Annotated in this window: 14 protein-coding genes and 1 tRNA gene; 8 read left to right on the top strand and 7 right to left on the bottom strand. The window is 52.4% G+C overall.

What is annotated here, in order from left to right:
* Positions 1 to 7: 7 nt before the first annotated feature.
* The 4 genes from CEE69_RS12955 to tuf all read right to left on the bottom strand — a co-directional run bounded on the left by CEE69_RS12955 (position 8) and on the right by tuf (position 3,827).
* The gene (locus CEE69_RS12955) at positions 8 to 562 is read right to left on the bottom strand and encodes an RNA 2'-phosphotransferase (RefSeq protein WP_099261064.1); all 555 of its coding nucleotides are present in this window, start codon (positions 560 to 562) and stop codon (positions 8 to 10) included.
* A gap of 112 nt (positions 563 to 674) precedes the next feature.
* Positions 675 to 1,805, bottom strand: a complete 1,131-nt coding sequence (locus CEE69_RS12960) for a slipin family protein (RefSeq protein ID WP_233215191.1) — start codon at positions 1,803 to 1,805, stop codon at positions 675 to 677.
* Between the two features lie 540 nt (positions 1,806 to 2,345).
* Positions 2,346 to 2,411: transfer RNA gene (locus tag CEE69_RS12965), tRNA-Arg, on the bottom strand.
* Positions 2,412 to 2,630: 219 nt separating this feature from the next.
* Positions 2,631 to 3,827, bottom strand: a complete 1,197-nt coding sequence (gene tuf, locus CEE69_RS12970) for an elongation factor Tu (protein WP_099261066.1) — start codon at positions 3,825 to 3,827, stop codon at positions 2,631 to 2,633.
* A 764-nt stretch (positions 3,828 to 4,591) separates the two neighbouring features.
* Here tuf and CEE69_RS33490 point away from each other — a divergent pair.
* A complete protein-coding gene (locus CEE69_RS33490; protein WP_261341342.1) occupies positions 4,592 to 5,644 on the top strand; it encodes a putative glycoside hydrolase family 15 protein in 1,053 nt (350 codons plus the stop codon).
* A gap of 10 nt (positions 5,645 to 5,654) precedes the next feature.
* Positions 5,655 to 5,837, top strand: a complete 183-nt coding sequence (locus CEE69_RS33495; RefSeq protein ID WP_261341343.1) for a putative glycoside hydrolase family 15 protein — start codon at positions 5,655 to 5,657, stop codon at positions 5,835 to 5,837.
* A gap of 729 nt (positions 5,838 to 6,566) precedes the next feature.
* On the opposite strand, the gene CEE69_RS12990 is transcribed toward CEE69_RS33495, so the two are convergent.
* The gene (locus CEE69_RS12990; RefSeq protein ID WP_143549220.1) at positions 6,567 to 7,634 is read right to left on the bottom strand and encodes a hypothetical protein; all 1,068 of its coding nucleotides are present in this window, start codon (positions 7,632 to 7,634) and stop codon (positions 6,567 to 6,569) included.
* A 151-nt stretch (positions 7,635 to 7,785) separates the two neighbouring features.
* On the opposite strand from CEE69_RS12990, the gene CEE69_RS12995 reads away from it, so the two are divergent.
* The 6 genes from CEE69_RS12995 to CEE69_RS32010 all read left to right on the top strand — a co-directional run bounded on the left by CEE69_RS12995 (position 7,786) and on the right by CEE69_RS32010 (position 13,461).
* A complete protein-coding gene (locus CEE69_RS12995) occupies positions 7,786 to 8,136 on the top strand; it encodes a hypothetical protein (protein WP_099261070.1) in 351 nt (116 codons plus the stop codon).
* 56 nt (positions 8,137 to 8,192) lie between these two features.
* Positions 8,193 to 8,651 carry a hypothetical protein gene (locus CEE69_RS13000; RefSeq protein WP_099261071.1) on the top strand — a complete coding sequence of 153 codons (459 nt, stop codon included), beginning with the start codon at positions 8,193 to 8,195 and terminating at the stop codon, positions 8,649 to 8,651.
* 194 nt (positions 8,652 to 8,845) lie between these two features.
* Positions 8,846 to 10,027, top strand: a complete 1,182-nt coding sequence (locus CEE69_RS13005) for a hypothetical protein (protein WP_143549221.1) — start codon at positions 8,846 to 8,848, stop codon at positions 10,025 to 10,027.
* Between the two features lie 321 nt (positions 10,028 to 10,348).
* Positions 10,349 to 11,089 carry a hypothetical protein gene (locus CEE69_RS13010; protein WP_143549222.1) on the top strand — a complete coding sequence of 247 codons (741 nt, stop codon included), beginning with the start codon at positions 10,349 to 10,351 and terminating at the stop codon, positions 11,087 to 11,089.
* A 125-nt stretch (positions 11,090 to 11,214) separates the two neighbouring features.
* Positions 11,215 to 13,224 (top strand): site-specific DNA-methyltransferase, encoded by a 2,010-nt coding sequence (locus CEE69_RS33655; RefSeq protein ID WP_099261074.1) that lies wholly within the window; start codon positions 11,215 to 11,217, stop codon positions 13,222 to 13,224.
* A 45-nt stretch (positions 13,225 to 13,269) separates the two neighbouring features.
* Positions 13,270 to 13,461, top strand: a complete 192-nt coding sequence (locus tag CEE69_RS32010) for a hypothetical protein (protein ID WP_143549223.1) — start codon at positions 13,270 to 13,272, stop codon at positions 13,459 to 13,461.
* Positions 13,462 to 13,494: 33 nt separating this feature from the next.
* Here the strand turns inward: CEE69_RS32010 and CEE69_RS13020 are convergent, their stop codons facing one another.
* Entirely contained in the window at positions 13,495 to 15,081 is a 1,587-nt protein-coding gene (locus tag CEE69_RS13020; protein ID WP_143549224.1) for a hypothetical protein, read from the bottom strand.
* Between the two features lie 64 nt (positions 15,082 to 15,145).
* Complete coding sequence (locus tag CEE69_RS13025) at positions 15,146 to 15,460, bottom strand: MerR family transcriptional regulator (RefSeq protein ID WP_099261076.1); 315 nt, start codon at positions 15,458 to 15,460, stop codon at positions 15,146 to 15,148.
* Positions 15,461 to 15,718 lie beyond the last annotated feature (258 nt).

Consider the following 15,718-nt stretch of genomic DNA (forward strand, 5'->3'; position numbering starts at 1 on the left):
TTCGTGCTCATCTTGGAAACGCCAAGTATTTCGTCGGCACGGAATCGACCAGCCACACGCCGTTGGCGGAGAGGAAGAATTCCTGACCGTCTTCGTGCATCATCCCGGCAGCGACACGAAGGATGATCGGTTTGCCTCGCCGCGAACCAACTTTCGTGGCCGTCGTTTCATCGCCGGACAAATGAACGTGGTTTCGAGCACGCTTTTGCAATCCGCCTTCACGGATGCTGTCGAGAAACGCGGCCACAGTCCCATGATAAAGCGTTGCGGGAGGCGTCTGCTTCTCAAGCTTCAAATCCACGCCTGACACAGAGTGACCTTGGCTGGCGCGAATTCGCAAACCATCTTCGCTAAGTGCGAAACGTCGTTTGTCGTTCGTGGCAATGACTTCGTGCACCAATTCCAAAGTCAGCTTCTTGCCGCGGGCATTGGCACTCGCAATCAAATCATCGATCTCGAGCCAGCCTTCTTCGTCCAACTTCATTCCAATGACGTCCGGTTGGTGCCGCAGAACAAGGCTGAGGAACTTGCTGGTCGAGATGAGTGTTTGGCTGGCTTTCATAGCACCAATGTAGTGGATGAGGGAACGAATGGATTGCAGCGGGACTCGTTGCCTCATCCACTACGAACGAAAAATGCCCGCGACAGATCACTCCGCCGCGGGCACTCTTGTTTTACAGCAAATTCACAACGCGATCGGCGAGTCCTTTGTCGCCCAGCACGATGTTCATGTTGCCGGTGGAGGCAATCTTTTCAAGCACCTCCAATTCTCGCAGTCGCATCAGCGTTGGGTTGTCCGCCAGCAACTTTGCCGTGTTGGCTTGGCTGCGCATGGCAGCCGTTTCTTCACGACGTGCGATCAAGTTGGCCTCGGCCGCTTTCTTGGCCTCCGTCACCTTGTTCATCAAGTCCTTCATGTCGCCAGGCAGGATGACGTCGCGGATGCCAATCGAAATGACTTCCAACCCGAGCACGCTGGCTCGGTCTCGGACGTTGGTTTCGAGTTCTTCGATCAAATCATCCTTCTCGCTGCCTGCTTGTCCCGATAGGAACACATCCAGGTCTCGATTGCCAACCGCGGACCGCAACGCGAGTTGTGTTTCGCGGTAGATCGATTGACGCGCGTCTTCCGATGCACTCACGGCGCGGCGAGCATCCTTCACCACATAAGTGATCATCGCGTTGATTCGCAGGCTCACCTTGTCGGCGGTCAGCATTTCCTGGCCCGACACGTCGACCTGTGATTCACGCATGTCGATTTCGACAACACGAGCCTCACCAGCGTCCTTCCAAAACGCGTACAAACCTGGTTCGAGTTGATCGACATAGCGGCCGTCCAAGTACAGCACGCCCATATGATCTCGATCGACCTTGCACACGTCCAGAAAACGATTGGCGTCGCCGCCGCGAACAATCGACACGAGCTGCTTGTGCTCGAACCGGGCGTCTTGCACTGCAATCGTTTCGATGCGGACATCGCGAACGCCAACCCAGTGAGTGTGCAGGCCAGGACCAAGCACGCGGCTGAATCGACCATCGATCCAAACCAGCGCACGCTGGTGATCTTGCAAGTCGACCACATCGGCTTTGCCAGACAGTGCACCGGACTTTGCAATCACATCCAGTTGTTCGTGCTGGAGCCATGGATCTCGCTTGCTCACCACTTCGATGGTGATGTTGGAGAACGGCGCGAAGACGTAGTGCGTTCCTGAGTCGAGAAGTGCAACGAATTCACCGTCGCGGAACTTCAAGCCGACTTCGTAACTGCGGATAAGAATCTTCGTGATCATGGTAGGTGCTGTCACCTTCTAAGTTGGTACGCAGGTGTCTTCGGGTATGTGAGCCGTTTGGCGTTTGCCATGGTTCCCACGCACAACCGGGGCTAACGCCCAAACGGCTCACGTGACGAACCCCAATCATTCCTGCGTACCTACTTTGCCTGCGAGGAGAATTGAAATTGACAGGCGGGGTGCCTGTCCAATGAAAACGGAGGCTTTTGGGCACGCGGTTGTTCGCTGAATCACACGAAACATTCGCGGAAGTTGGCTCGAGAGCATCCGGCTTGACCGTCGTCTGCTGATTCGGGGATTTGGCTTGGATCAGCGTGGCTCGGCCTGGGCTTTGCGTTGCCAATCCAAGTTTCAAAGTCCGTCCTCAGCTTCCTTCGATGTTGCTGGATGATCCGTCTGCGAACTTGCAGGGCGAAACCATCGTGCTGCCAAACGAAGACTTGCGACCAAGGTCGTTCGTCTTCATCAGCCGATCCGACAAAGCAACCGAATGCCCGCCAGCTTCCATTGAGACGCCTGGCGCCCGACGCTCTGACTTTTTGGTCAAAGCGGTGATGCGTGACGGGAGTCGAACCCGCGACCGTCAGATCCGTAATCTGATGCTCTAACCAACTGAGCTACTTCGGTCGATGCCTGTTTAGAACCCGCCCCTTCACAGGGGATTTCGCGGAACACGGAAAGCCAATCGCAAACGCGCGAGGCCACCGCGCCGCTGGAACTCACACCGACCGATCGCACCCACCATGACACTGCATGTGGAAAGTGGTTCGCGATTGAACATTCGGAAAAGAAAACGCCCGCGACAGAAGGATCCGTCGCGGGCGTTTGTCATTGGTTGTGTCAAACGACGACGCGAGTCACAACACCCGAGCCGACTGTTTTGCCGCCTTCGCGGATGGCGAAACGGTCGCCATCACGAAGAGCGATTGGTTGCTTCAATGCGACGCGGAGGTGGACGCCGTCACCGGGCATTGCCATTTGCACTCCGTCCAACACCGATGCACTGCCAGTCACGTTCGTGGTTCGGAAAAAGAACTGCGGGGCATAGCCGTCAAAGAACGGCGTGTGCCGACCACCTTCCTCCTTCTTCAGCACGTACACTTCCGCTTCGAACTCGCGATGCGGAGTCACACTGCCGGTTTTCGCCAACACTTGTCCCTTCGTGATCGCGGTGTGAGCGGTCTTGCGAAGCAGCACGCCAACGTTGTCGCCGGCCTTGCCGTTTTCAAGCACTTCGCCAAACGATTCCACTTGCGTGATCACATCGCTCGGGGTTTCGTCAGCCAAGCCAACAATGTCGATCGAATCCCCCGCCGCAACGATGCCTTGCTCGATCTTTCCGGTCACCACCGTTCCACGGCCTGCGATTGAGTAGACGTTCTCAATGGGCATCAAGAACGGTTTATCGATCGAACGCTGCGGATCGGGAATCGAGTGGTCGAGTGCATCCAACAATTGTTCAATGCACCCGATGGTAATCGGGTTGGCGGGATCGTCATGAGCCTGCTTGGCCGAGCCGCGAATGACCGGCACGTCGTCGCCGGCGTATCCGTGCTGCGTCAGCATTTCTCGCAGATCCATTTCAACCAAGTCCAACAGTTCGGCGTCTTCGACCAAGTCGCACTTGTTCATGAACACGACCAAGTGAGGCACGCCGACTTGCCGAGCCAGCAGAATGTGCTCCCGCGTTTGCGGCATCGGACCATCGGCGGCCGAAACCAACAACACAGCACCGTCCATCTGAGCGGCGCCGGTGATCATGTTCTTGATGTAGTCAGCGTGGCCCGGGCAGTCGATGTGCGCGTAGCTGCGACCATCTGTTTCGTACTTCACATGCGAAGCGATCACGGTCACGGTTTTGTTCTTGTCGCGAACAATGCCGCCTTTCGCTATCGACTCGTACGATTTGTACTTCGCCAGCCCTTTCTCAGCTTGAACACGCAAGATTGCCGATGTCAGCGTTGTTTTACCGTGGTCGATGTGACCGATGGTGCCAACGTTGACGGAGACCTTTTGCGTCATTTCGGTTTGAACCATAGCTCGTGAACTCCCTTTTCAAAGGAAACATTTCGCACCGTTCGCCAGCCGTTGAGGTGAGCAGCCTCGGCAGCCTTTTCGCTCGCGTGAGCGCCAGAGGAACAGAAACGAAGAAACAAAAAGTGGGCCAGGCTTCACGCCTGTCGATTCACAAAACGCAGGCTGGCAGCCTACGTCACACACGAAAAAAGCCCGCCGAGTGAATCACATGGCGGGCTTGGTGGATCGGATTGAATTGCTTTTAAAGGATCATTCACGACGCACCAAACCAGCCTCTTCGTTCAATGACGAGGTGGATTCGGAGAAGGATGTTGTGAATGTCGTGAAGGTGTTCATTTCAAATTCCAGAGAGGTTGCTTCGAAGCAGAGACACGCGTCCGCCGTCAAGGTTCACGATTTAATTGTGACTGCGAGGTGCAGTCGCCTGGGAAAGCGGACGATGATTGGGCGAGACTGAGATGGCACAACGAGGCGGCAGGAAGCGGTCGTTGCTACGATGGTGCCAACCACTCACGCGAACGCCTGTCGCAGTTCCAGTGGAAGAAACGTTTTCAGAACTCGAGCCACGCAGCGAGTCCGCGTGCGTTTGCTTTCCTGAATGGCTACGGGCAATTCCGCCGGCAACGATTTTAAGTTCATTGGTGGAGACTGCGAGTTCGGATGGGACGCTGTCTGTGTTTTCGGGTTCACCAATGAGCGTGGTTGGCGGGTGAATTCCGACGGAATTCAAAGCAACGGATGAAACTCTCAAGAGGAAGGCCAGAATGAGAAGAAGCAACTGCATCGTACCAGCAATGGTTTTCGTTTCCGTGTGTTGCCTCGCGGGCTGTTGCATTGCGAATGCCGACGACACGCTTGCTTCGCCCGGCGAAGGTACTGAAACGGTCAATGACAGCGTCGCTTCGCCTCGGCCTCCATTCAGTTGGGATCATGTGCCTCTGTACATGCACATCCGAAAGGCGACCGATTTCACTCCCGACGAGTTGGATTATCTGGGCGGATTCCCGTTGATCACGCTGGAGAAGACCACGGGCAGCCGGACCCATGGCTCCACCGAGGCTGGGTCGCTTGCCGCAGCTAAGGCGATCAAATCCGTCAACGAAGACACGTGTGTTCTGTACTACCGAAATGTCATGTGCAACTATTCCGGGTACAAGACCAATGCCGGGCTGCGGGACATCCCCGGAGCCTTCTTGCAGGGCAAAGACGGGAACCGAAAGCTGCATCGTGGCGTTCGGGAAATCTACGACCTGTCCAATCCTGAGTTGCGTCGATGGTGGGTCGATCACTGCGTGGAAGTGGCCAGCCACGATGAGATCGACGGAATCTTTTTGGATGGCAACATCAAGGCCCTGGAGCCAGCGTACCTTCGTGGGGAAATCGGAGCCAAACGAAAGCAGGAAGTCACGGACGGCTACTCCCTGATGATGCAAGTCCTGAAGGACAGGATTCCAGCCAACAAGATGCTGTTGGCCAATGTCATCCGAGCAAGGTTGCCAGATTCTGGCTTGGACACCATGCGGTACTTTGACGGATCCTACTTGGAAGGCATCGAGAGCCAGACCAATGGCCTGACTCGGGTGGAGTATTTAGCGAAAGGGATCGACGCCGTTCAGAAAGCCGCACGTCAGGGGAAGATCATCGCGATGTCGATCGGCCTGGGCGACGCGGCGCTCACAGGACTGAAGATTGATGACAGTCGCAAGAAAGTGTCACGGGTAGCCAACATCCAGCCACGCCTGGAGTATTGCTTGGCGCTGTTTTTGATCTGCGTTTTTGATCTGCGCCGAAAAGTACAGCTACTTTCTGCCTCATGATGGATACAGCGTGAACAACAATGACAGTGCCGTATGGCTCACCCGTTTCCCAGAATACGACAAGCCATTGGGACCGCCCAAGGGACCTGCCGTGAAGGATGGCACCACCTACACGCGCGAGTTCGAATCAGCGAGTGTCTTTCTCGACATTCAAAAGCAGATAGGAAAGATCACTTGGACGGAACCGAAATGAACTCACCCTCGCAAGAACCTTCGTCTGTCTGATCACACCGTCGGCAATCGCGCGTTCCGAAACCTTGGTTTGTTGGAGGTGCATTGATGGGTCAGTGAACCGAGATGGGATCACTGACGGTGGGGTGGTTAGATGATGTGAGGTTAGAAAATGAAATGCATGGCGCCCGTGCTTGGTGATGGGCGCTGGACCATTTTTTACCCCCCATTTTCCAACCTACTGATCGCGTCGGAGATGCTGAAGACGGTTCGGCGAGATGTGGTTGGAGACTTGCCACAGGTCCAAAGAAAAAGCCGAGTTGCGATTGCTCACAACTCGGCTTTTGAAGTGGAGGCGGGGAGCTGGCACTTGCACCTTCGAAAACGCCGTGTTTTACGGGGTTTAGGGAGCCGGCTCGTTTCTTATTGGCCACCGGTTTGGCCACTTTCGGATTTCTGGCCACGAGAGTTTTTGCCGTGTTTTGGCAAGCTGTCGGAAGATCCACATTTCAAGTTTCCAGCATTCCAATTGTTCAACTGCGATCATTCGTTCTCGTTTGGCCGTGGATCAACTGCTGCTCGAACAAACAACGACTCCGTGATGGAAGGCATTTGCCGTCCGCCCAAACGCAATTGTGCCATTGGGTAGTTCAACTCTCAGGCTTTGAATCTCATTCCAATGTTGATTGAGTGAGTCAAGCACGAGAAACGCTATGTCTCTGGCTCATGCATCTCCGACTGCTTCAATTACTCAGTCGCTATCGTCAGTTCGTTTTACGAATACACGGTCGTCTTTGAGCGCATCGAGGCGTCTGCAAAAAAATGAAATAAAGTGCTCAGGTCGAATAATGGTTGTTCCCAACTGCCTAACTGCCCGGTCCCACAACTCAAGTAGTTCTTCAGTGGCTTCACGGAAGCACCCGTCGCCGAACTGGCTGCGAACGTATTCAGGCCACTGTGGATGCAGCGAAATCTCTTCGACAACCTGCTCGAAATTGTTCGCTAGGAAAGTTTGCTCGGTGCTTTCATCATCGACGTAAAACCGAATGAACAAATCGAGTATTTGTTCTGGTGACTGCGGGAGAAGCTTCAAGTCGTCAACCAACAGCATCAATCGATCCTTGACGTGTGCCTCAAGAACGTCTTCGTCTGAGATTCCTCGCTCTTCATATTCTTCCCAGAGTGATTCGAGAAACTCTTGCCATTTTGGGTGTTCGCTCGCACGGCTAACCACAAATGAATACAAGCCAAAAGGGTTCCCACGTTCGTCGCCAGAGATAACGTAGTTGTTGAACATCCATTCTTGAAAGAAACTATCAAAAGAAGAATCCAGTTCGTCAAAACTCAATCCATCAAGCGCCGGTCGTTCTGCTCCGAACTGTCTCGCAACAAGATCGGCAATCAGCAACTCCTCTTGAAAACCGTACTGTGCAAGCATCTTTCTCGTTGCTGCCGAGCTACGGATCTTCGCTTGTTGCAAAGATCGAAACTGATTGAGAATAAGCTTCACGGCGAATGACCATGAATCTCGATTGCCCAACAGATCGGATGGCCGAATTTCCACATTGGGTTGCCAGAACTCAGAAACGTCTCGTCCAAAAAAACCTGCAAGGCGTTGAAGTTTTGAACGAGTTCTTTTGTCCACACGAGCTAAGCCTGCTCGCCAAATACGCTGGACCCACTTCTTGTCGTCACCGGAAAACCCGAGCGAATTCGCAAGTGATTCAGGGCTCTCAATCTGTTTGGCAAGAGCGAATTTCTGCAAGTTGACCTGGAAAATTTCTGCTGGGCGCATTCTCAAATCCTTTGGCTTAAACAAGTTGCGCCAAGTTTTACCAAAGTTTTCCCATGCACGCTCGTTTCCAGGAAGGGTATAGCCGCTGATGAACCCCGGTGCGTGACCGGGCAGAGGCTTAATCGAGGCCTAACGCAGAGCTTCGCTTCCACACCTGTTCAAAGGAGAACGCCAAATGGCAAAGACAGATGCAGATCAAACCGAGCAATCTTACTTCCGCCACAACTTTCGTTGCTGGCTTGAGAAGAGCCCCAACGGGACGTTGGTGCAGCTTCGGAAATGGCTCGAAAGAGTTCACAACCAATGCAGGAAGTTTGTTGACGGAGATGATCCACCAATCGAGCAAACCAAAAAGATCCCTTCACCCCTGAGCGAGTACCTCAGCTATTGGGCAGAGCACGACGGCGAGTCGTTCTCGTACCGAGAGGCCAACATCGAGGAGGACATCATCAACCTCGAAGGATTTATCGAAGATCTCGGACCGAAGACCAAGCTCGCCAGTTTCCCGTTGTACGAGGTCACTTGATCATGGTCGCAAAAAAGTCACACACACAATCACACACTAGCAGGAAAAAAACACAGATGAAAACCAAACAATACCGACTGACCAAGGCCGAAAAGACTCTGTTGGACCGCATCCAAGAGCGGGGAAACGATGTTGTCTGCAATTTGATGGCGACGAAAATGTATCAAGAGCAAATGAGCGTGCATCGAGGAGCAATGTGGATCGATGATGAATTCCCCGAGGCCGAAGGTCAGTGCCTGATATTCGGCAACGATTCGTTTACTTCCGATGTGCGATCCCGAAAAGAAGTTGCCCAAGTTATAGCTCGGCTTGATAGTCTTGCGATTCGAGTTTTCGGGTTTGGGCTGGGGCCAGATGGGTACACATGGGCATTGCGGGTGGATTCTGACGACGAAGACTTACTCGACCTAATCGTCTGGGATGTCTGGTTCGACATCACTTGTGGCAAGGCGAATCCGATGAAGGATGAACTGAACGAGTACCTCGGCGAAATGGGATATGACGTGGCGGCGTAACCAATTCCGAAGACAACAGCGAGCAGCAGTGCCTTGGCCTCACGTCGAGGCACTGCTGCTGTTGTGACGCAAAAAGATAACGAAGCCTTTTTGCTTTATCGTCAAACGAACGTGTCATACAGTGTTTGTGAGTGAGTTAACGACGTACCGTTGTTGGCCTCTCAACAGTATCGAATGGCATTGCTAACGCCAGTTTGACAATCAATTCCGCACCGCTGCGGAGCCCCCGAAAAGATCAATGTGGAAGTATCTGGCTACCGGTATGCGCTGACCTCGTGCTCCGGTCGCTGTTCATCTCTACGGAGATCAGAGACGGGCTCTGTTTACGATTCAATTTCACTGCACTCATAGGAAACAAAATGAACAGCATCCAACTGACTTCACTTCACGAAACGCTTGATGCCTACTCAGATTTCATCACGCAGCGTTCAGCAGCCTCACCTGCATCCGCCGCCAAACGCATAAATGTCATCCGCCGATTGAAAGAGTTCCACACCGACTTGCCTCTTACCTCCTTAGGGCACGGTGAAATTCAGTCGATGGTCGATCACTGGCGATCCCGGCCAGCCGCCAAAACGTCTGGCAAGCCAATCGCATATTCGACAGCAGCGAAACACATTTCAGAACTTCGAAGATTCTTGATATGGCTGCATGAGAATCCCGAAGCGTCGTGGTCGATACCATCAAACCTTCTTCGATTAAATACGCAACCTGTGCGGATCGACTCGGACTTTCGGAACAAGGGTCAATCCCTTCGAAGATACAGCATTGATGAACTACGGGTCCTGTACCAACACGCTCGGGAGGATGAGCGGCTCATCTTCCTGTTTGGACTCAACTGTGGATTCGGCGCTGCTGAGATGGGACTACTGAAGGTCAAGGACTTTCACCTCAAAAGCCAGAATAGTCATCCGTTGAATGAGGAGAGGGGCTCCGTACTTATCTTGCACCGTCCGAATACGAATCACGTTGGCGTATGGCAATTGTGGCCCGAGACAGTACACGCATTCGAGGTCTTGATGGAAAGAGAAGGTCAGATTGGCGGCCATGTTTTCAATAGCCGAGATGGTGAATCGCTGTATCGTCAAACTTCACGAAACCCAAGTTCTGCATTTGCAAATCTTTGGCGACGTTTGACGAACAGAGTCAGCGAGCAACATCTCGAATTCCCGCTTCTGCCCATCAAGATGCTTCGAGGCACTGCGATGGAATTACTGATGCCAATTTGCCCTGGCGATGCGGTGCGTGCATACCTCGGGCACCGCCCAGACCATCGGGATCTTGTTTACGGAAAGCTCGATGGACGACTTGAAGCCGAAGCATGTCAGCTACTTCGTGAGATGCTCGAACCAGTCTTCGTAGATCGAACCAACTGACCATTCTTCATCGCTCCAAGCCTTTCTCCGTCAGTGACCTACGCACTTTGTGCGATGTCGTCTCATGAACTTGTCCAGTGTGGGCAAGACAGTTTCGTTCCTGTTTCGAAAGAGAATTTTATGGATACCCACAGCCGTATCAACGGCACCATTGCCCTTGGCCAACCTTCGCACGAGAAATTGCTTGAATCGTTCGAGCGTAAGGTGCAACTAATCCGTGACCGTGTAGCTTCAGTAGCCCATGGCTATCACTCGGGATGCTACATCGTCGGCAGGCCCGGAACCTCCAAGACTTTCACCGTCAAAGAGGAACTGGATCGAATGGAAGTACCCTCGACGGTTCAGAACGCTCGTATGACGCCAATGGGGTTGTTCAATTTTATCGCCGAACATCCTGAACACGTCATCGTGCTGGATGACATCCCATCGTTGTTCAAGAACGATCAGGCGATGCAAATCCTGATGGCCGCATTGGATGGCAAGCCCGGCCAACCACGGAGGGTCACGTACAAGTCGAAGGACCAGGACATCCACGTTCTGTTCTCGGGAGCCGTCATCGCCATCTCCAATCTTCCGCTTCGCCGTGACCCACTGGCGCAAGCTTTAGGCAGTCGTGTGGTGATGCTGGACCACGAACCCAAGGACGAAGAGATCGCTGCATTCATGCAGCACCTCGCATCCAAGGGTGATGGAGAATTGTCGTCGGAAGAGTGTCTCGAAGTTGTCAGCTTTTTGATTGCTGAGACACGATCCTGTGACATGCGATTGGACCTTCGGCATCTGGACAAGGCATGGCAAGACTACCGCCAAGACAGGCACGGAAGAACGAAGACGCCTTGGAAGGATCTCGTGCGCACCAGCCTTCAGAAAGTTGCCTCGGAGCCAATTCTTTCGATGTCCAAACGTGATGACATCGAACTCCAAAGGCAAAAAGTCCGGGACGCAATGCGGAAATTCCCAAATGATCGGCAAGCACAGTTGGAGATCAGTGGTCTCAAACAATCGACGTTTTACAACCGTCGAAAGGAGGTGCTGGCCGAAGCCGAATTCATTGCCGCATAAGACGCCGACCGCAGAACTCTCAACTGACTTTCAAACTCAAAAGCGACCCAAAGGAGGGCCGACTGCTATCGGTACGCACCGATCCAGAGGCCCTCCACTTTTCAAAAACCGAATAGGAAACACATATGAACAACAATGATCGCAACTGTATTCGCACCTATCATGCACCCGACCACCGTTGGTCGATCCACAACGGCAAAGTCGAGACTGTTTTGCCCACCTTGGGCAACTCACTCTACGACGGAGCAATATTTGATCCACCCTATGCCCTGAAATTCATGGGAAACGACTGGGACAAAGTTCTGCCGTCTACAGAAGTCTTCAAGCAGATACTCCGAGCCTGCAAACCGGGGGCGCACCTGTTGGCGTTTGGGCACCCAAAGACCTTCCATCGATTGATGCTCAGAATTGAAGAGGCCGGTTGGGAAATCCGTGACACGCTTTCATGGATTAATGGTGAGGGTTTTCCTAAGTCACACAACATCGGCAAAGCCATCACAAAGCGTATGCCCACTTCCGAGCAATCAAAAGCATGGGAGGGATTCGGGACCGCATTGAAGCCCGCATGGGAGCCGATCATTCTGGCACAGAAGCCTCGGGAGAAATCCTTTGCCGATAATGCTCTTCGGCATGGATGTGGTGGATTGGACATTGATGGTTGTCGAGTTGGGACGACTGGAGGAACGACCCGAAGCCACCAAGCAGCCTATCCACGATTGCCTGATGATACGGAAGATCGGTCAAATTGGGGGCGATCTGGCCATAGCGTCGAGCCAATCAACAAAGGACGATGGCCAGCAAACCTTCTTCTTGACGAAGTTGCCGCCGAGATGTTGGATCAACAAAGTGGTTTCAGCCGTTCAAGAAAAGGAACGCATCGCCCAACTGCCAGCAACGTCGGCAACGGAAGGACGATGAACCCATTCAAAACTCGTGTCGAGTGCATCGAAGGTTACGACGACATGGGCGGAGCGTCACGCTTTTTCTATGTCGCTAAGGCCAAGAAAGAACGTGAGGGTAACGAGCATCCAACGGTCAAACCGACTGATCTCTGTAGATACCTTGCCCAACTGATCCTTCCACCTGAACGAAAAACTCCTCGACGACTCCTGGTTCCTTACTCGGGGAGTGGATCGGAGATGGTCGGTGGATTGAATGCGGGCTGGGATCGTGTTGAGGGGATTGAAATGGAGGAGCGGTGGGTGAAGACGGCCCAGCGTCGGCTGAAGTCGATGGAAGTCCAAGTTCCCAATTCCTCGGAATCTGGAAACCGGGAACGTCGTCCTGCGATCTCGATCACGGAGGCGTTGCAACCTGCTCCCAAAGTGAACTCGGTTGAGGTTGGCAATTGTTGTGAGTTGATTTCCCGTCTCCCAGACGAATCGGTGAATTTGGCCGTAACATCGCCACCCTACGCCGATCAACGAAAGAGAATGTATCCCGGCATACCTGAAAAAGAATATCCAGATTTCACTGTCGAATGGATGGGAAAGCTTTGGAGTAAGCTTGCCGATGACGGTTCAGTGATGATCGTAATACGACCTCACCTCAAGAAAGGCGTGATCAGCGACTACGTTCTCAGGACTCGCCTGGCCCTACGAGATTATGGATGGAAGGAATGTGAAGAACTGATCTGGTTCAAGCCTGACGGTGGCAATGCCACTGGAAGTAACCGTCGCCCTCGTCGGTCGTTTGAGCACATTCTGTGGTTCAGCAAGACGCATGATCCGTACATCGATACCAAGGCGTGTGGCAAATGGTCGGATCGAATTGGGTTTGAGGGAAAAAACCGATTTGGAATGGGGCCGAACAAGCCGCACCACAAGGGGCATTTAACTGAGTTGAAGAGTGGGAACTCTCGTTCGGCAGATGTAATTGATGTGCCTGTGGCCAAAGTTACTAGGGGAGTGATGCACCCTGCAATGTTCCCCATCCCGTTGGCCGAGCATTTGATCAAGACGTTCAGCCCTGAAGGCGGCACAGTCCTTGACCCGTTTGCAGGTTCGGGAAGCACCTTGTTAGCCGCCAAACAACTTGGCTGTCAGTTCTACGGCTTCGATATCATGCCGCAATTTGTGGAACTTGCTCGCAAACGTCTCAACGACAGCAACGACGGTCCAAACCTAGCGGCCTAATAAGGAAAGTCCCGATGATTAATAGTCCCCAGCCAAGGAAGGCTGGTGACTTTTAACGCAGACTCCGACGTGCCAATACAAATTTTGGATCGCAAAGCGGTTCACTGGATAAACGCCTTGCTGGGCAGGGTCTTCCAGCTATTTGCAGCATGGCTGTTGGAGAAAATGGGAACGCTGGCCTGGTTGACGTTGTTGTTGACCACGATGATTGCGACCAAAACGCAGCAATTCAACTGATCTCACGTTATCAACGGATCTTCCTTGTCGAAATCAGGCAGCCAGCCGCATAAACTCCTCAAATGGAGTTATGAATCGAGCGATTTCATCAGGGTTGATCCGCAGAGAAGCCTCTGGATCAACTAAAACGGGCTTAATAGTCTCGGATTGGGGGTGTCTTGTTAGTGATTTGAAGAAGTTGAGAAGATTAGTTCGTATAAAGGATGTTCTCTCTTTCTCCCCCTCTTCAGCTTCGCAAATCTCAGGCAATTGGAGCATCGCCATCAGTTCGTCGCTTGCCTTCCATTTGCACGCTTTGCCTTTGCGGTATTCACCATTTTCATTGATGTAGCCCAGTCTGTACGATTCGTCTTCCCAAGCTATTAACCCCAGGCTCGACAAGTAGTCCCTAACAATTCCGAACCGCTGGCAGCAGAACGACCGATTAATATCCCCAGCCTGAAACAACGCTCGCCACATCTCTCGCCAGCGCTCAACTGGTAGCGACCCATCTCGGTTCATGTTCTCCGTGAAGAACTTGATCAACATGAGCCAGATCGCAACATCTTCCACGGTAACTTTCGTTCTCCCGCTAGTTTCCAGCAGGTGGGAATCGAGCAATGACTCAGCCACAGCACGATAGTGACCATCAATCTCACGAAGTTCTTCCTCGACAATGTGCTTGCCGGTGATCGATTCACTAGCAATCAACCCGGATGACTGCTTGGGTCGGCTTTGCTTCGGCTCGTGTCGTTCACCAACAACAGGCAGGGATCGTAGGTCATCCACGGAAACAAGCGTCGTCTCTCGGAGGGCCGCTTCATCTTCAGGCGTCGGTATTCTCGGGAGCTTGGCCAGCATCCCCGCCCTGTAGTCAAGCACTTCGTACTTTGACTCACCCCATTCGATAACAGGGAGGGTGCCTTTGATCTCGACATTTTCCACATCGAAATCATTTTCATTTAGAACTTGTCGCAACCACGCCTGAAGGCGGTGAAGCAGCAAGTCGTTGATGCAATCAGCACCCAGACCACATTTTTCGAGCACAAAGAATCCGTGGGCACCATTGCCGTTCGTTGAAACCTCGATGTAGAGACTTGGAAAGAAGTGTTTTTTAAGAAATTGAGCAAACGCCATCGCCCCTTCCAGAGTCCCGAAGCTTTTGCAGTCGATGTCGATCATCACCAGCGTTTCGGGATCATTGGGCCGAGAGCTTCCCGCAAAGAAAAACGTCGCTTGTGAGCTTCGGTGTGCTGCAAATTTTGGATTTGTCATCTTCTTCAGCCACGTCCTACGTCCGAACCGCAGATCTTCGAAGAAATTCAACACATTATCGTTACTGTTGACATGAATCGGATGCGTTTTGCCGTGTTTGTCCGTAATTTGGACCCCAAAGTCGAGGCTCGATGTCCGGTTCCGCAGCCACTTGTTAATTGACCGTTCTTTCTTTGTGCCACAAAGACTGAGTTCTGCCCGATCTTTGTGACACAAAGATTCGTTTCCAATTTCCAGCTTTCCAAATTTATGATTATTTGGACCGTAAAAACGTCGTTGCGAATCGAAATCATCAACAGAAATACTGTCAATTAACTTTGAAAACTCGTCGTAGTCTGAATAGATAGTTGTAGTTGAGTTGGGCATGAGAGTGTCCTTCATTGCGGGCCGGTCAGTTCCATGAGTTGGCCCGTTTTTTATGCGCTGTTGATTATCCAGTTTTCGGCTTATAAGTCAAATTCTTGTTCTTGCGTTGTCCAGTGACAATCACTTTGATGGCCAGTGCTTGCTCCGGTGAAAAATATGCTCGCTTGTGTAGCTGGACTTCAGGCTTCGGAACCCGTCCGTTCGTGATCCAAGAACGTAACGTCTCGTAAGGAACACCAAGCTCGGCAGCGAGGTCTGCTATCGAACGCAATTGCAAAGCTCGTTTAACATGCTCTTGAGGCAAAGAGTTCAAGAGGAATTCTATACCAAGCGTCTGTTCTAGCTGTCGCAATGCTCGTCGTGATTCGTCGTCATTCATATTCGCCCCTACTCTTATGTAGTAAGGTAATCATGATTTTGAGATGAGATCCACGAACTTCTTGACATTATTTTTCAACTCGGCTATCTTCTTCACTACGACATGAATTCTGTCGCACGAAGAGTCTCAATGAGCTTACTTGGACGCATCATCTGTGTCCCCCACCTGCTCCTCTCGTGCAACATGTCGGACCAGACTTCGTGAGCGATTGCTATGCAATCGCCCGTTGATCGTCTGGTTTCACTCAGGCTCTTAAGA

This window comes from Rhodopirellula bahusiensis, assembly GCF_002727185.1.
Lineage (GTDB): Bacteria > Planctomycetota > Planctomycetia > Pirellulales > Pirellulaceae > Rhodopirellula > Rhodopirellula bahusiensis.